15 protein-coding genes are annotated in these 15,527 nt (G+C 65.0%); 1 reads left to right on the top strand and 14 read right to left on the bottom strand.

Features of this window, described 5'->3' with window-relative positions; all coding sequences use genetic code 11:
- Positions 1–45: 45 nt before the first annotated feature.
- From JQ566_RS03355 to JQ566_RS03315, 9 genes are all read right to left on the bottom strand, one after another.
- Positions 46–1,359 (bottom strand): ABC transporter substrate-binding protein, encoded by a 1,314-nt coding sequence (locus tag JQ566_RS03355; protein WP_212369950.1) that lies wholly within the window; start codon positions 1,357–1,359, stop codon positions 46–48.
- Between the two features lie 323 nt (positions 1,360–1,682).
- Complete coding sequence (locus JQ566_RS03350; protein WP_212369948.1) at positions 1,683–2,633, bottom strand: sugar-binding transcriptional regulator; 951 nt, start codon at positions 2,631–2,633, stop codon at positions 1,683–1,685.
- A 6-nt stretch (positions 2,634–2,639) separates the two neighbouring features.
- Positions 2,640–3,302 (bottom strand): HAD family hydrolase, encoded by a 663-nt coding sequence (locus JQ566_RS03345; protein WP_212369946.1) that lies wholly within the window; start codon positions 3,300–3,302, stop codon positions 2,640–2,642.
- 73 nt (positions 3,303–3,375) lie between these two features.
- Positions 3,376–5,292 (bottom strand): nitric oxide reductase activation protein NorD, encoded by a 1,917-nt coding sequence (locus JQ566_RS03340; RefSeq protein WP_212369944.1) that lies wholly within the window; start codon positions 5,290–5,292, stop codon positions 3,376–3,378.
- Between the two features lie 10 nt (positions 5,293–5,302).
- Complete coding sequence (locus JQ566_RS03335) at positions 5,303–6,109, bottom strand: CbbQ/NirQ/NorQ/GpvN family protein (protein ID WP_212369941.1); 807 nt, start codon at positions 6,107–6,109, stop codon at positions 5,303–5,305.
- Positions 6,110–6,170: 61 nt separating this feature from the next.
- The gene (locus tag JQ566_RS03330; protein ID WP_212369938.1) at positions 6,171–7,517 is read right to left on the bottom strand and encodes a cbb3-type cytochrome c oxidase subunit I; all 1,347 of its coding nucleotides are present in this window, start codon (positions 7,515–7,517) and stop codon (positions 6,171–6,173) included.
- Between the two features lie 39 nt (positions 7,518–7,556).
- A complete protein-coding gene (locus JQ566_RS03325; RefSeq protein WP_212369935.1) occupies positions 7,557–8,009 on the bottom strand; it encodes a c-type cytochrome in 453 nt (150 codons plus the stop codon).
- Positions 8,010–8,104: 95 nt separating this feature from the next.
- Positions 8,105–8,365, bottom strand: coding sequence for a cytochrome C oxidase subunit IV family protein (locus JQ566_RS03320; protein WP_212369932.1), 261 nt, complete (start codon positions 8,363–8,365; stop codon positions 8,105–8,107).
- 2 nt (positions 8,366–8,367) lie between these two features.
- Entirely contained in the window at positions 8,368–8,943 is a 576-nt protein-coding gene (locus JQ566_RS03315) for a cytochrome c oxidase subunit 3 family protein (RefSeq protein ID WP_212369929.1), read from the bottom strand.
- A gap of 171 nt (positions 8,944–9,114) precedes the next feature.
- Between JQ566_RS03315 and JQ566_RS03310 the strand changes: the two genes are divergently transcribed.
- On the top strand, positions 9,115–9,270 hold the full coding sequence (locus JQ566_RS03310; RefSeq protein WP_212369926.1) for a hypothetical protein: 156 nt from the start codon (positions 9,115–9,117) through the stop codon (positions 9,268–9,270).
- A 149-nt stretch (positions 9,271–9,419) separates the two neighbouring features.
- On the opposite strand, the gene mmsB is transcribed toward JQ566_RS03310, so the two are convergent.
- The 5 genes from mmsB to JQ566_RS03285 all read right to left on the bottom strand — a co-directional run bounded on the left by mmsB (position 9,420) and on the right by JQ566_RS03285 (position 15,527).
- Positions 9,420–10,610, bottom strand: a complete 1,191-nt coding sequence (mmsB, locus tag JQ566_RS03305) for a multiple monosaccharide ABC transporter permease (protein WP_212369923.1) — start codon at positions 10,608–10,610, stop codon at positions 9,420–9,422.
- Positions 10,607–12,184 carry a multiple monosaccharide ABC transporter ATP-binding protein gene (gene mmsA / locus JQ566_RS03300; protein ID WP_212369920.1) on the bottom strand — a complete coding sequence of 526 codons (1,578 nt, stop codon included), beginning with the start codon at positions 12,182–12,184 and terminating at the stop codon, positions 10,607–10,609. The genes mmsB and mmsA overlap by 4 nt, the downstream gene beginning before the upstream one ends.
- 244 nt (positions 12,185–12,428) lie before the next feature.
- Positions 12,429–13,499, bottom strand: a complete 1,071-nt coding sequence (chvE, locus tag JQ566_RS03295) for a multiple monosaccharide ABC transporter substrate-binding protein (RefSeq protein ID WP_212369917.1) — start codon at positions 13,497–13,499, stop codon at positions 12,429–12,431.
- A gap of 73 nt (positions 13,500–13,572) precedes the next feature.
- Entirely contained in the window at positions 13,573–14,451 is an 879-nt protein-coding gene (locus JQ566_RS03290; RefSeq protein ID WP_212371467.1) for an SMP-30/gluconolactonase/LRE family protein, read from the bottom strand.
- A complete protein-coding gene (locus JQ566_RS03285) occupies positions 14,451–15,527 on the bottom strand; it encodes an aldose epimerase family protein (RefSeq protein WP_212369914.1) in 1,077 nt (358 codons plus the stop codon). The genes JQ566_RS03290 and JQ566_RS03285 overlap by 1 nt, the downstream gene beginning before the upstream one ends.

The raw sequence follows: 15,527 nt of genomic DNA, 5'->3' as shown, positions 1-15,527 counted from the left end.
ACTTTGGATGGCCGCAAGTCGGAGCTCAGGAGGTCGAGCTCGGGTTCACTTGATGTAGCCGGCGCGCTTCATCTCGCGCTCGGTCGCCGATTGCGCCGCGGTCAGCGCGGCATCGACCGTCATCGAGCCGGCAAGCGCGGCCGAAAATTGCTGGCCCACCTGGGTGCCGATGCCCTGGAATTCAGGAATCGCGGCGTATTGCACGCCGACGTAAGGAACGGGCTTCACCGTCGGCTTGTTGGGATCGGCGGCGTCGATCGAGGCCAGCGTCAGCTTGGCGAACGGCGCGACCTTTAGATAGTCGGGGTTCTGGTAGAGCGAGGTGCGCGTGCCCGGCGGCACGTTGGCCCAGCCCTCCTTCGACGCCACCAGCTTGGTGTAGTCCTTGCTGGTTGCCCAGGCGATGAACTTCTCGGCAGCTTCCGTCTTCTTCGACCCGGCAGGGATCGCCAGATTCCAGGCCCACAGCCAGTTGGCGTTCTTGCCGAGCCCGGTGTTGGGCGCGAGCGCGAAGCCGACCTTGTCGGCGACCTTGGAGTCCTTCGGATTGGTGACGAAGGACGCCGCGACCGTGGCGTCGATCCACATCGCACATTTGCCGGCGTTGAACAGCGCCAGATTCTCGTTGAAGCCGTTGGAGCTGGCGCCGGGAGGGCCGGCTTCCTTCATCAGGTTCACATAGGTGGTGAGCGTCGTCTTCCATTCCGGCGTGTTGAACTGCGGCGCCCACTTCTCGTCGAACCAGCGTGCACCGTAGGAATTGGCCATGGCCGAGAGGAAAGCCATGTTCTCGCCCCACCCGGCTTTGCCGCGCAGGCAGATGCCGTAGGTGCCGCCGCTCTTGTCGGTGAGCTTCTTGGCCGCGTCGATGACGAAATCCCAGGTCGGCTTTTCCGGCATCTTCAGGCCGGCCTTCTCGAACAGATCGGTGCGGTACATCACCATCGAGCTCTCGCCGTAGAACGGCGCGGCGTAGAGCTTGCCGTCGGCGGAGACCGCGTCCTTGATCTTCGGCAGGAGATCGGCGACGTCGTAATCGGCACCGAGATTGGCGAGCGGTACCAGCCAGCCCTTCTTGGCCCAGATCGGCACTTCATAGGTGCCGATGGTGAGGACGTCGAACTGGCCGCCCTTGGTGGCGATGTCGGTGGTGACGCGCTGGCGCAGCACGTTCTCCTCCAGCGTCACCCATTTCACGGTGATGTCAGGATTCTTCTTGGTGAACTCACCCGTCAGCCCCTGCATTCGGATCATGTCGCCATTGTTGACGGTGGCGATCGTCAGGGTCGTTTCGGCCATCGCGGGGACGGCCAGCAGCAGGCAGGACGCGCCGCAGACGGCGCCCAGGACATGTTTCACGGTGACCTCCCTTGGACTCGCGCTTTTGAGCATATGCCCACGCGTTGGGCGTATGTTCAGCGCAAGGGCAGCGCGTTGTCAAGCAGCCGCGCGGGTGTTCCAGCAACTTATGAGTGCTGCGGTGCGGGAGGAATGGGAGGTTTTGCGTCACCCACGGCTGTCATGCTCCGCGAAAGCGGGGCATCCAGTACTCCGTGTCGTCTATTGGTTTGTCCCAAGCTCGGCCGCGGCGTACTGGATCGTCCGCCTTCGCGGACGATGACGGTGTTATGTGGGGAAAGACCGCCTACCTCGCAGAGGTGTGAGGAGCGACCGCCCGCCGCCTACCGCTCCAGGATCGCCCTTGCCGTAGCCTCGTCCGTGATCAGCCCGTTGATCAGCCGTCCATTCAGCGCGGCCGCAATCGCCGGTACCTTGGCGGCACCGACTGCGGCGCCGATGGTCGTGGCCTTCGCCGGCACTTCCGGCGGGATGCTGGTGAGGCGCTTGTTGGTGCCGGCCTTGAGCAGGCGGCCTTTCGCGTCATAGGCCCAGCCGGTGATCTCGCCGATGGCCCCGAGGCGCATCATCTCGAACAATTCGTCGCGGGTGACGAAGCCGTCGATGTGCACCTGCGCCTTCTGGTCCATCTGGCCGATGCCGACGAGGCGCAAATCTGCTTTGGCTGCGACCGCTTTCACCTTCGCGATCGGCTCGATGCGCACCATCTTGTTGCGCTCGTCCTCCGACGACATCAGGAACGGCAGCGGCATCGGATAGTGCCGCGCGCCGGTGCGGTCGGCGAGCCGGCCGACGGTGTCGTAGAAGCTCGCCGAGCCGTCGGCGGAGATGTTGCCGACCAGCGAGACGATCTGGTGATTGGGCCGGTCGATCGGCGTGACGCGCTCGACCGCGGCACGCACCGCCCTCCCCGTGCCGAGTGCGACGATGACGGGCGTCTCCGAGCGCAGCGTGGAATCGAGCAAATTGGCGCAGCGCTCGGCAATTCCAGCCACCGCCTGCGGCGCGGCGGGATCGGCCGGCACCACCTCGCAATGGACGAGATCGAACCGCTCCTTCAGCCGCGCCGCCAATTCCATGCACGCGGCGATGGGATGTTCGAGCCGGAAGGTGATGAGCCGCTCGGCGAGGCACAGCGAGACCAGCCGCTGCGCCGAGGCGCGCGAGACCTGCAGCATCTTCGCGATCTCGTCCTGGGTGTGGCCGGCAATGAAATAGAGCCAGCCGGCGCGCGCGGCGTCGTCGAGTCTCGACTTGTCGTTCTCGGCGGCCATGCGGGCTCACACCTCCCAGAAATCGCTCATGCGCGCGAAGACCCGATCGGCCCCGGCGGCGGACAATATAGCCCGGCCGTCGCGGGTGCGATAATGGCCGCCACCGACAAATCCCCAGACGGTCATGCCGGCCGCCTTGCCCGCCTGCACGCCGCTGACGCTGTCCTCGATCACCAGCGTGCGTGAAGGATCAGCGCGCATCTTCTCGGCGGCGTGGAGAAAGAGGTCCGGTGCCGGCTTGCCGTGCTTGACCATTTGCGCGGTGTAGAGCCGGCCGTCGAAATGCGACGAGAGACCGGTCACGTCCAGCGAGAGCGAGACGCGGTCGATGTCGCTGGACGAGGCCACGCAGCGCGGTGCCTTCAGCGCGGACAAAACGGTGGCGACCTCGGGGATTGGCTGGAGCGACTTCGCAAAGGTCTCAAGGACGCGCGCCTTCAGGCGCGGCAGGAATTCATCGGGCAGTGTTCGTCCACGCTCGCGATAATACTGTCCGATCGCGGCCGTGCTGCGCCCCAGAAAGAGCTCGAGCGCCTGCTCCACGCTGAGCTCGAAACCGAATTCCGCCAGCACCTCGGACAGGCACCGGCAACTCAGCAGCTCGCTGTCGACGAGCACGCCGTCGCAGTCGAAGACGATGAGATCGGGTTTCGGTCGGCCCTGGTCCATTCGGCCATTCGATCATATACCCAAGCTATGAGCAATAGCTCAGGCGAGAACACGGCGCCACGGCGTTGCCGCATCAGTGCGCCACCTGCCGGTAGATCGCCGGCAGCGCCGCGGGCAATCGCTTCACGTTGCCGACGATCGCATAGCCGCTGCGCCCGAACAGCGTCGGAAAATAGGATTGCGCCGCCGCGTCGATCGTCACGCCGAACACCGCGATACCGAGCCGGCGCGCTTCCTGCACGGACTTCCTGGTGTCTTCGACCGCAAAGCGCCCCTCATAGTGGTCGACGTCGTTCGGCTTGCCGTCGGTGAGGACGAGCAGCAGCTTCTTGCGCTGCGGCTGGCGCGCAAGCTCGGCCGAGGCATGGCGGACCGCCGCGCCGATACGCGTGTAGTAGCCGGGCTTGAGCGCGCCGATGCGGCGCTCAACCACTCCGCTCATCGGCTCGCCGAACGCCTTGACCGTTTCGAGCCGCACCCAGGACCGCCGGCGCGAGGTGAAGGTCAGGATGCTGTGGTGATCGCCGCAGGCGGACAGGCCGTGGGCAAGCACGAGCAGTGCCTCCTTCTCGACATCGAGCACGCGGTAGCCATTGGCCCAGGCGTCCGTGGAGAGCGAGACGTCGACCAGCAGCGTGACGGCGAGATCGTGCCCTTGCGGCCGCATCGCCACGTGGACGCGGTCGAGACCGCTGCTGCTGCCGGCGCGGAGGTCGCACCTCGCACGCACCAGCGCGTCGAGGTCGAGGTCATGTCCGTCGGCCTGGGCCCGCATCAATTCGTGGCGCGGCCGCAGGACCTCGAAGCGGCGGCGCACCTGGCGAACGTGCCGGCGCATGGTCTCGTCGGGCGTCCAGCTTTCGCCGGTCTCAGAAGCGGCAGATGCGAGCACGCGGCAATGATCGGGCAGATAGGAGCTGCTGCGATAATCCCATTCGGGATAGGTCAGGTCCGCATTCAGGCGCGAGGCATCGAGGGCCTCCGGCGGCAGGTCGAGATCGAACTTGAACCGGCTCGCCGGCTTGCCGTTGCGGCGGCTGAGCGTGATCTCCTCGAGATCGTCGGCGGCCTTCTGCGCGTCCTCGTCCTCGCTGTCATCCGCGGGGCGATCGACATTGACCATCTCGGCCATCGCGAGGATTTTTTCGAAGCGATTGAGCACGAAGGGATCGCGGCGATTGGCGCCGTCCTCGCGCTCGCGCACGGCAAAGCGCTTGCGATTGTCCTGGGTCGCGGGCTCCGCACCACCAGCGCATTCATCCGCGCCCGCATGCGCGGCCGACAGCTCGCGCGTCCAGCAATCGCCCCAGAGCGGGCACGGCAGGATGGGACGATAGCCCGGCGGCGCCTTGTCCGGCAGCGGGCCCGTTCCCATCATCGCCGGCCACAATTTTCCCGCGGGCGCAGGTCCGGCGCCAAGCAGGGCGAGAACGATCTGCTCGATCTCCTGCTCGATGCGCGGCAGGGGGCGCCGCGGCCGGACCTCGGCGGTCGCCGCGGCAAGCTGCGCGTAGTCGGCGACGAGCCCGGGAAACTGCGTAAGCACGAAGACCGCCGTTTCGGCGGCGCGGCGCAGCACGAGCAGATCGCGCCGGAGCGGATCGGTCTCGGCGATCGCCTCGATCGGCGCGACCGCGAACCATGCCGCGAGCCAGCGATAGAGGCATGCATTGAGCTCACGGTCGGTGAAGATCGCAATGCGATCCGGCAGGAAGATGGTTGCGCTGTCGCGGCCCGGCTGCTCGAGGCGTTCGTCGCCGAGTCCGATGCGCTGCCGCCAGCCGAGCCTGTGCCCGGACTTGCGCGCGCCGGCGCTCGCGATCTGCACGCCCGTCTCGCCGCCAAGCGCGCGGAACATCACCGCAAGCCTGCTTCTCATCTCGGCCAGCGAGACCGCGTGATCGGCATGAACCGGAAAGCTGGCGGTGCCGCCGACCATCCGGTGCCAGGCACGGCCGACCGTTTCCTCCAGTTCGAGGAAATCGAGCATGGGACCCGCCTCACCCGATCACGGCGCGTGCGACGTCGAGCAGCGCGGCCTTGACGTCGGCATCATCGGTCAGCGGCTCGATCATGCCAGCCAGCACGACATCCCCCGTCGGCATTCCGGCGGCAATCAGGGTCGCGCAATAGACGACGAGCCGAGTCGAAACGCCCTCCTCGAGATCATGGCCCTTCAGCGCGCGCAGCCGGCCGGCCAGCGCAACCAACGGCCGCACGCGATCCGGCGACAGACCGCTCTCGGCGGCGACCACCGCAATCTCCTGCTCCGGGGCTAAGAAGCCGAACTCGATGGCAACGAAGCGCTGCCGCGTCGACGGCTTCAGCGCCTTCAGCAGCGTCTGGTAACCGGGGTTGTAGGAGACCACGAGCATGAAGCTGTTCGGCGCCGCGAGCTCCTCGCCGGTGCGCTCCAGCGGCAGGATGCGGCGATCGTCGGTCAGGGGATGCAGCACGACGGTGACGTCCTTGCGCGCCTCCACGACCTCGTCGAGATAGCAGATGCCGCCCTCGCGCACCGCCCGCGTCAGCGGACCGTCGCTCCACACTGTGTCGCCGCCCCGCAGCAGATAGCGGCCGGTGAGATCGGCCGCGGTGAGATCGTCGTGGCAGGCGACGTTGTGGAGCGGCAATCCCAGCCGCGCCGCCATATGCGCGACGAAGCGGGTCTTGCCGCAGCCTGTCGGCCCCTTCAGCAACACCGGCAGCTGGTGCCGCCAGGCGTGCTCGAACAGCGCGCATTCAGTGCCGCCGGCGACATAGGCCGGCAGCGCAGGCGCAGTGACGGCGTGAAGGGCAGCTTTCATGGTCGTTCTCCGCATTTCACATTGAGAAGGCGGCCGCGGCGAACCGCGGCCGCTGTTTGCATCACTCAGCGGGCTGCAAGGCACCAGGGATGACCGCCTGCTTGGCGCGACCGGGCACCAGCACGGCCCACACGAACATCAGCGCGGAGATCGCGACGAACACGCCGGAGCCGAGCCGGACCCAGTAGAACATCGCAAGCTGGTCCTGCACGTCCATGTAGCCCTGGCCGAGCACGCGCTGGAGGTGAACCTGGACCACCCCGGCGAAGGTCAGCGCGAAGGTCATCACCATCATCGCCGTGCACATGATCCAGAAGCTCGCCATGGAGAGCCACTGGTTATAGGGCGCCCGCCCCCTGATCTGCGGGATCGCGTAGGCCATGACGGACAGATTGAGCATCACATAGGCGCCGAAGAAGGCGAGATGGCCGTGCGCAGCGGTGACCTGCGTGCCGTGGGTGTAGTAGTTCACCGAGGACAGCGTGTGCAGGAAGCCCCAGACACCGGCGCCGAGGAACGCCATCACCGAGCAGCCGACCGACCACAATAGCGCAGCGCGGTTCGGGTGCTTGCGGCCCGCCTTCCAGGTCATCTGCACCGTGAAAATCACCATGGTGAAGAACGGCGCGACCTCCAGCGTGGAGAACAGCGAGCCGATCCACTGCCAGTAACCGGGCGCGCCGATCCAGTAGAAATGGTGACCGGTGCCGAGGATGCCGGAGAACAGCGCGAGCCCAATGATGACGTAGAGCCACTTCTCGACGACCTCGCGATCGATGCCGTTGAGCTTGATCATGAGATAGGCGAGCACGGAGGCCATGATTAGCTCCCAGACGCCCTCGACCCAGAGATGGACGACGTACCACCAGTACATCTTGTCGACCGCGAGGTTCGCCGGGTTGTAGAAGGCGAACAGGAAAAAGATCGCAACGCCCCACAGGCCGAACAGCAGGATGTTCGTGATGGTGGTCTTGCGGCCCTTCAACGCCGTCATGGTGACGTTGAACAGGAACATCAGGCAGACGACGACGATGCCGACCTTGATGATGAAGGGCTGTTCGAGGAATTCGCGGCCCTCGTGGTAGTGGAAGAGATAGCCGACCACGGCCACACCCGCGGCGCCGAAGAACATCCAGAACTGGATCTTCGCGAGCAGCGGGCTGTACAGCTCGGTTTCGGTTTCCTCAGGCAGCAGGAAGTAGGTCGCGCCCATGAAGCCGATCAGCGACCACACGATCAACGCGTTGGTGTGGATCATCCTGACGATGTTGAACGGCAGGAGCGTCGACAGCGTGTTGGGCAGGACGTAGATCGTTCCGGCGACAAGGCCGAACAGGACCTGCGCGAGGAACAGAGTCAGCGCGCCGTAGAAATACAGCATCGCGACTTTCTGGGTTTGGTATTTCATCTCGGATTCTCTCTGTCTTGAAAGAGGAAAGCTGTTTGCTCAGCCGGCCTTGTTCGGCGGCCATTCCTGACGCTTGATCTTGGCGGTCCATTGCAGGAAGTCGGCGAGATCGTCGAGCTCCTGATCGGTGAGGTTGAACTGCGGCATCTGCCGCCGGCCCGGCGCGCCCGAGGGTTGCGATTGCATCCAGGCCTTCAGCGTCTCGCGTGCAGCGGCCGGGTCCTCGTTGCCGCCCCAGCGATCCCAGACATTGCCGACCTCGGGAGCGAAATAGGCGCCCTCGCCCAGCAGCGTGTGGCAGTTGATGCAGGAGTTCTTTTCCCAGACATGCTTGCCGCGGGCGACCGACGACGTCAGCATCGTCGCGTCCGTGGAGGTCGTGGCCATGTAGTAGTGGCTGTGCGCCGTCAGCCCTATGAAGATGGCGAAGAAAAAGGCCGAGCCGCCGTAGAACACGTTTCGAGCGGCCGACTTGGTCAGGCGTTCAGCCATTGCCAATCCTTTCCGGTTGATTCCTGAAGAAATGCGATGGTGTGATTTATTGCCGCTCTGCCCGGCCCGTTCTTTGTCAGGGCGCAATGAGTGCGTCAGATCAGGGCGACGACGGCGGAGGCGAGCCAGGCAAGCAGCAGCACGATCAGGATCCAGGCGCTGACGAGGCCGCGCCAGAGCGCGGGCGCGACGCGGAGATCGAGGAAATCGAGCACGATTCGGCGGCCCTTGAGCGCGGCGAAAGCGAGCAGCAGGGCGTTGCCGAGCAGTGGCCGCGGCATCAGCTGTGGCAGCAGGATGGTCGCAAGCGCGAGACCGATCAGCACGATCCAGGCGATGTCGATACGATCCGGCATCGTCATTTCACCAGATAGAGAATCGGGAACATGACGATCCAGACCAGATCGACCATGTGCCAGAAGGCCGTTCCCGTCTCGACGCCGGATGTTTCGGCACGGCGGCAGACCACGGCGAGGATGACGATGCCGAGGCCGACATGCAGGAGATGAAAGCCGGTCAGGAGGAAGTAGAGCGTGAAGAACGAGCTGGTTTCGAGCCCGACGCCGCGCCCGATTTCTTCGGCATATTCGGCGAGCTTGATCGCGATGAAAAGACCGCCGAGCGCCATGGCGCCGAGAAGCCAGTAGCGCGCCACCTGCCGTTCTCCGGCGCGTGCGGCCTTCGTCGCTCTTGCCGCCGCCCAGCCGCTGGTCACCAGCACGACGGTGTTGAGGCCGGCGAGATCTAGATCGAGCATGGCCTGCCCGGCCGCGAACATCGCGGGGTGGATCGCGCGGGCGACCGAGAACGCGCCGAGGAACAGCCCGAAGGCGACGAGTTCGCTGAAGATCAGCACCCAGATCATGGGATCGCCGGGGAGATCTTCCAGGATTCCCCAGCCGGTTCCCTGCTGTTCGCACTCGGCCGTCGACATTGTCTTTCCGGATCAGGACACCGGCCAGACTTAGCTGACCCGTCCGGTTCGGAATTTGTCGCAGGACAAACTGGGGAATTGCCGAGGCGTTTGTTTGCGCCGACGCAACGTTCGGCCGACCGGATCGCGGTACGAACCGGCTCAGGGTTCCCAAGAGTGGCGAACGATCACATGAGTGATGCACAGATCGGGTTGATGACCGCGACCCCCATCATCATCGCCTTTGCCATTGCGCTCAAGCGCATGGGGGTCTTGTCGACGGTGGCGACCGTCTCGGCGGTGAGCCTCTCCGTCGCGATCGCGGCGGTGCTGTTCACGACGCAGTAATCGTAGGGTGGGTTAGCCCTGCAGATGTGCGAAGCGCATCTGCTCGGCGTAACCCACCACTTTAGTTTCCGCGGATACAAAAGTGGTGGGTTACGCCTGGCGGACAGCGCTTCGCGCAGCCGCGAGGCTAACCCACCCTACGAGATCGGCTACCGCCGCTGGTTATACACGTCGATGCAGACGGCCCCGAGCAGCACCAGGCCCTTGATCACCTGCTGATAGTCGATGCCGATGCCGAGGATGGACATGCCGTTGTTCATCACGCCCATGATCATGGCGCCGACCACGGCACCGCCGACGCGGCCGACACCGCCATAGGCCGAGGCGCCGCCGATGAAGCAGGCGGCGATGACGTCGAGCTCGAAGCCGAGGCCGGCTTTCGGGGTCGCGGTGTTGAGGCGCGCGGCGAAGACGAGGCCGGCGAGCGCGGCGAGCACGCCCATGTTGACGAAGGTCAGGAAGGTCAGCCGCTCGGTCTTGATGCCCGACAGGCTCGCCGCCTTGGCGTTGCCGCCGACCGCGTAGATCTGCCGGCCGATCACGGTGCGGCGGGTGACGAAACCATAGAGCGCGATCAGCGCGGTCATGATCACCAGCACGTTGGGCAGGCCGCGATGCGAGGCGATCAGATAGGTGAAATAGAGCACGGCGCAGGCGAGCAAAATGCTCTTGCCGAGAAAGAACACGTAAGGCTCGACCTCGATGCCGTGCGACTGCTCACGCGACCTGCCCTTGGCGCTGGCGTAGACGAGGCCGAGCGCAAGCACGGCGCCGATCAGCATGGAGGTCGGGTGCAGCGTGCCGGCCTCGGGCAGCAGCTCCGGAATGAAGCCGGAGGACAATTTCTGGAAGGTCGGCGGGAACGGGCCGAGCGACTGGCCCTGCAACACCGCGAGCGCCAGTCCCTTGAACACCAGCATGCCGGCCAGCGTCACGATGAAGGACGGGATCTTGAAATAGGCCACCCAATAGCCCTGTGCGGCGCCAATGGCGGCACCGACCAGGAGGCAGGCGATGAAGGCAAGTGTGTAGTCGACCTTATAGGTCACCATGAGAACAGCGGCGACAGCGCCGATGAAGCCCGCGACCGAGCCGACCGAGAGATCGATATGGCCGGTGACAATCACCAGCAGCATGCCGAGCGCCATGATGACGATGTAGCTGTTCTGCAGCACCAGGTTGGTGAGGTTGAGCGGCTGCAGCAGCGTGCCGCCGGTCATGACCTGGAAGAACAGCATGATCGCGATCAGCGACATCAGCATGCCGTAATTGCGCAAATTGTTCTTGATGAAGCTGCCGTGCCGGCGCTCCTCGGGCAGCGACACCGTCTTGTCGGTCATGGCTGCGATCCTCCCATCTCCGCGGCCGCGGGCGCGGCGTTCCCAATGCTTCGTTCGTTGCGCATGATGGCGCGCATGATCTTTTCCTGCGTCGCCTCCGATCCCCTGAACTCCCCGACAAAGGCGCCGTCGTTCATGACGCAGATGCGGTCGCAGATGCCGAGCAGCTCGGGCATCTCCGAGGAGATCACCACGACGCCGCGGCCGGCCTCGGCCAGCTCGTTGATGATACAGTAAATCTCGTATTTGGCACCGACGTCGATGCCCCTCGTCGGCTCGTCCAGGATGAGGACCTTGGGGTCGGTCATCAGCCATTTCGACAGCACCACCTTCTGCTGGTTGCCGCCGGAAAGCTGGCCGGTCTCCTGGTAGACGTCGGAGCAGCGGATGCGCATGCGGTTGCGGTAGTCGCTGGCGACCTTGAGCTCGGCGATGTCGTCGATCACGCGGCCGGGCGCGACCTGGTCGAGGCTCGCCAGCGTGATGTTCTTGCGGACGTCGTCGGCGAGGATCAGGCCGAGCTGCTTGCGGTCCTCGGTGACATAGGCAAGGCCGGCGTCGATCGCGGCCGCGACGCTCGGCAGCGCGATCTCCCGGCCCTCGAGCCGGATATGGCCGCTGATATTGGTGCCCCAGGAGCGGCCGAACAGGCTCATCGCGAATTCGGTGCGGCCGGCGCCCATCAGGCCGGCGATGCCCACGACCTCGCCGCGCCTGACGCCGAAATCGACGTTCTTGATCACCTGCCGTTCGGGATGGATGGGGTGATAGACCGACCAATTCGCGACGTCGAGCACGGGCTCGCCGATCTTCACGCTGCGCTCCGGGAAACGGTGCGCCATATCGCGATTGACCATGCTGCGGATGATGCGGTCCTCCTGGATCGGCTCGGCATGGCAGTCGATGCTGTCCACCGTGCGGCCATCGCGCAGCACCGTGATGTGGTCGGCGACCTTGGCGACCTCGTTCAGCTTGTGCGAGATCAGGATCGAGCCGATGCCCTGCTCGCGGAACGCCATCAGGCGTTCGAGCAGCGCGGCGCTGTCGGCCTCGTTGAGGCTCGCGGTCGGCTCATCCAGGATCAGCATCCGCACCCGCTTGGATAGTGCCTTGGCGATCTCGACGAGCTGCTGCTTGCCGACGCCGAGATCGGTGATCAGCGTATCCGGGGACTCCTTCAGGCCGACCTGCGCCAGCAGCTCGCGCGTGCGCCGGTAGACCTCGTCGCGGTCGATCACCCCTAACTTCGACGGCGGATGCGACAGGAAGATGTTTTCCGCGATCGACATCAGCGGGATCAGCGCCAGCTCCTGGTGGATGATGATGATGCCGAGCGCCTCGGAATCGTTGATGTCGCGGAAGCGCCGCTCCTCGCCCTCGAAGACGATGGTGCCCTCGTAGCTGCCGTGCGGATAGACCCCGCTCAGCACCTTCATCAGCGTCGACTTGCCGGCGCCGTTCTCGCCGACAAGCGCGTGGATTTGCCCGGCGCGAACCGAGAAGTTGACGTCGCGCAGCGCCTGCACACCGGCAAAGCTTTTGCTGACGTTGCGCATCTCCAGCATGGCGGTCATGGCTTTGGTGTCCCTTGCGTTACTTCGCCTCTCCCCGCGTGCGGGGAGAGGCCGGATGATATCGCGGCCTCCACGTCGTCATTGCGAGCGCAGCGAAGCAATCCAAACTCTCTCCGCGATAGCAGACTGGATTGCTTCGCTGCGCTCGCAATGACGGAGTGCATAGCAACCACTGCCCGTGCGGAGAGAGCCCCTCACCCCGACCCTCTCCCCGTAAGAACGGGGAGAGGGAGAAGAAAGAAGCTCACTGGAACTGCGCCTTCTTGTAGTAGCCGCTGTCGACCAGGGTCTTCTCCCAATTGTCCTTGTAAACCACCACCGGCTTGAGCAGATAGGACGGCACGGTCTTGACACCGTTCTCGTAGGTCTTGGTGTCGTTCACCGTGACCTCCTTGCCGGCGAGCGCGGCGTCGACCATGTCGGCGGTCACCTTGGCGAGGTCGCGGGTATCCTTGAAGATGGTCGAATACTGGTCGCCGCGCAGCATGGCCTTGATCGAGGGCACCTCGGCGTCCTGGCCCGAGATAACAGGCATCGGCTGGTCGGCGCTGCCATAGCCGACGCCCTTCAGCGAGGAGATGATGCCAATCGAGATGCCGTCATAGGGCGACAGCACGGCATTGATCTTCTTGTTGCCGTAGTAGGCGCTGAGCAGATTGTCCATGCGCGCCTGCGCGGTGGCGCCGTCCCAGCGCAGGGTCGCGACCTTGTCCATGCCCATCTGGCCGGACACGACGACGAGCTTGCCGCTGTCGATATACGGCTTCAGCACGCTCATCGCGCCGTTGTAGAAGAAGTAGGCGTTGTTGTCGTCGGGCGAGCCGCCGAACAGCTCGATGTTGAAAGGACCCTTGCCGTCCTTCAGGCCGAGCCCTTGCACGATCGACTCTGCCTGGAGCACGCCGACCTGGAAATTGTCGAAGGTCGCATAATAGTCGACATTCGGCGTGCCGCGGATCAGCCGGTCATAGGCGATCACGGTAATGCCTTTTGCTTTTGCCTGCTTGAGCACGTCGGACAGCGTGGTGCCGTCGATCGCGGCGATCACCAGCGCCTTGGCGCCTTTGGTCACCATGTTCTCGACCTGCGAGAGCTGGTTCGGAATGTCGTCCTCGGCATATTGCAGGTCGGTGTTGTAGCCGCGCTCTTTCAGCACCTTGACCATGTTGTTGCCGTCGTCGATCCAGCGCGCCGAGGATTTGGTCGGCATGGCGATGCCGACAGTCGCCTTCTGGGCGGAGGCGGTGACGCCTGCGGCCATCGTAGCAGCACCGGCCAGGGCCAGCGCGAGAAATGTCGTCTTCAGTTTCATCATGTTTCACTCCCTTGGGTGTCAGACTGTTTTCTTCGTCGCGTCGAGAACGTGGTCGTCGGCTGCCTCTGGTCTCCTATGCGAGCTTGACGTCGGGCTCCGCGCATCCGCGCGCGGATGCCTCCAGTAGAAAAGTGCAGCCGGCTTGCGGATCGGCGGCGCGTGCGGCGGCATCCATGTCCTGCCAGGCCGAGGTGACGAGGAGGCGCGACAGATCAGAGCCGACGAAGGCGGGACAGCTCGCCTGCTTTGTCGGCACGCTCAGCGAGCGCAGGCGCTCGCCCTGCGGCGAGTAGACGTCGATCCGGCTCGCGCCCCAGCACGCATTCCAGATCTGCCCGTCGGCGTCGCACACCGAGCCGTCGAGGCCGCCGATGCCGCTGTGGCGCAGCAGCACCTCGGGCTCGCCGCGCGGCAGGCCGGTCGCGGGATTGAGCGGTACGGCATAGAGCACCGCGCGCGGGGTGTCGGTGAAGTAGGCGGTGGCGCCGTCAGGCGAGAAGCAGATCGAATTGGGAATGCTGATGCCGGGAAACAGCATCGAGATCTTGCCGCGATGGAGCGCATAGATCGCGCCCGCCTTCGGTTCGGCTTTCTTGCCCATGGTGCCGATCCAGAACGTGCCGGATTGATGCACGCGGCAATCATTTGAGCGCGTCGCCGGATTGTCCGCTTCGAGCGGACAGAACAGCGTCATCGCACCATCGGCAAGCACTCGAATGTAGAGTCCGTCCGCCGCGACGATCAACTGCCGCTCGGCATCGATGCGCCCGAGCGCGCTTGCCATCCGGCCGAGCGCGTGAACGCGGATCGCGCCGCTCCCCAGATGCGCCTCGAACAGCAGCCCTTCACGGATGTCGAACCACCAGGCCGTGTCGGTGGTCACGTCATAGGTCGGACCTTCGCCGAGATGGCAAGGATGGTCCGAGAGGACAGTCGTTGGCACCTGCTCCATCATGGCGACCTCACCGATAAGCGATAGACGGTCTGATGGCGATACACCCCGCCGGGATCAAGGCGCGGGCTCGGGAAGTCCGGCCGGTTCGGCGCGTCAGGCCAGATGTGCGGCTCCAGGCACATGGCGTCCGATTGACGGATGAGCTTGCCGCCCTTGCCCGAAATGGTGCCGTCGAGATAGTTGCCTGAATAGACCTGGAGTCCGGGCTGATCGGTGAACAGCTCCATGATGCGCCCGGAGCGCGGCGCCTCGAGCCGCGCTGCGAGCGCAAGCTTGCCGTCGCGCCCGAGGCAGTAGGTGTGGTCGTAGCCCCTGCCGTTTTGCAATTGCTGATCGCTCTCACGGATCCGCTCGCCGACCGGCCGGGCCCTGCGGAAATCGAACGGCGTGCCGGCAACCGCACGCGGCGGCTCCGGCAGCGGAATGGCCGTGGGATCGATGGCGAGGAACTGGTCGGCGGCGACCATCAAGCGGTGATCGAGAATGGACGTACCCGACGTCGCGCCCTCGAGGTTGAAGAAGCTGTGGTTGGTCAGGTTGACGATGGTCGGCCGGTCGGTCCGCGCCTCCATCAGCAGCGACAGCTCGGCCGGGCCGGTGAGGCGATAGGTCACGCGCACGTCGAGCCGGCCGGGATAGTTCTCTTCGCCATGCGGGCTGACATAGGTGAGCGCCACCGCGGGTTCGGTGCCCTCGTCGATCTCCGCAATCTCCCAGAGCTTGCGGTCGAAACCATCCAGGCCGCCATGCAGCGCGTTCGGGCCGTTGTTGACGGGAAGCTGCACCGTCTCGCCATCAAGCGAAAACTGCCCCTTGGCGATGCGGTTGGCGTAGCGGCCGACCGTGGCGCCGAAGAACTTTCGTTCGGCGAGGTAGCCGGCGAACGCGTCATGGCCGAGTACGACGTCGTCGTACCCGCCTTTGGCGTCCGGCGCGATCAACGCCTGGAGCACGGCGCCATGGCTGATGATGCGGGCCTCGAAGCCGCCCTCCCCGCGCAGCACGACGCGCTCGACCTTGCGGCCGTCGGGCAGCGTTCCGAAAACGTCTCTCGTGATTCTTGATGCGGCCAT

This window comes from Bradyrhizobium sp. SZCCT0231 (assembly GCF_018130245.1).
Classification (GTDB): Bacteria; Pseudomonadota; Alphaproteobacteria; order Rhizobiales; family Xanthobacteraceae; genus Bradyrhizobium; species Bradyrhizobium japonicum_F.
The sequence above is the reverse complement of the archived record's forward strand: the minus strand, read 5'-3'. Positions and strand labels throughout refer to the sequence as shown.

What these genes read in the sequence shown, in the direction of transcription:
- JQ566_RS03330 (WP_212369938.1), bottom strand. Translation starts at nt 7,517, where the DNA reads ATGAAATACCAAACCCAGAAAGTCGCGATGCTGTATTTCTACGGCGCG.
- chvE (WP_212369917.1), bottom strand. Translation starts at nt 13,499, where the DNA reads ATGATGAAACTGAAGACGACATTTCTCGCGCTGGCCCTGGCCGGTGCT.
- JQ566_RS03285 (WP_212369914.1), bottom strand. Translation starts at nt 15,527, where the DNA reads ATGGCCGCATCAAGAATCACGAGAGACGTTTTCGGAACGCTGCCCGAC.
- mmsB (WP_212369923.1), bottom strand. Translation starts at nt 10,610, where the DNA reads ATGACCGACAAGACGGTGTCGCTGCCCGAGGAGCGCCGGCACGGCAGC.
- JQ566_RS03350 (WP_212369948.1), bottom strand. Translation starts at nt 2,633, where the DNA reads ATGGCCGCCGAGAACGACAAGTCGAGACTCGACGACGCCGCGCGCGCC.
- mmsA (WP_212369920.1), bottom strand. Translation starts at nt 12,184, where the DNA reads ATGACCGCCATGCTGGAGATGCGCAACGTCAGCAAAAGCTTTGCCGGT.
- JQ566_RS03290 (WP_212371467.1), bottom strand. Translation starts at nt 14,451, where the DNA reads ATGGAGCAGGTGCCAACGACTGTCCTCTCGGACCATCCTTGCCATCTC.
- JQ566_RS03320 (WP_212369932.1), bottom strand. Translation starts at nt 8,365, where the DNA reads ATGCCGGATCGTATCGACATCGCCTGGATCGTGCTGATCGGTCTCGCG.
- JQ566_RS03315 (WP_212369929.1), bottom strand. Translation starts at nt 8,943, where the DNA reads ATGTCGACGGCCGAGTGCGAACAGCAGGGAACCGGCTGGGGAATCCTG.
- JQ566_RS03335 (WP_212369941.1), bottom strand. Translation starts at nt 6,109, where the DNA reads ATGAAAGCTGCCCTTCACGCCGTCACTGCGCCTGCGCTGCCGGCCTAT.
- JQ566_RS03340 (WP_212369944.1), bottom strand. Translation starts at nt 5,292, where the DNA reads ATGCTCGATTTCCTCGAACTGGAGGAAACGGTCGGCCGTGCCTGGCAC.
- JQ566_RS03310 (WP_212369926.1), top strand. Translation starts at nt 9,115, where the DNA reads ATGAGTGATGCACAGATCGGGTTGATGACCGCGACCCCCATCATCATC.
- JQ566_RS03325 (WP_212369935.1), bottom strand. Translation starts at nt 8,009, where the DNA reads ATGGCTGAACGCCTGACCAAGTCGGCCGCTCGAAACGTGTTCTACGGC.
- JQ566_RS03345 (WP_212369946.1), bottom strand. Translation starts at nt 3,302, where the DNA reads ATGGACCAGGGCCGACCGAAACCCGATCTCATCGTCTTCGACTGCGAC.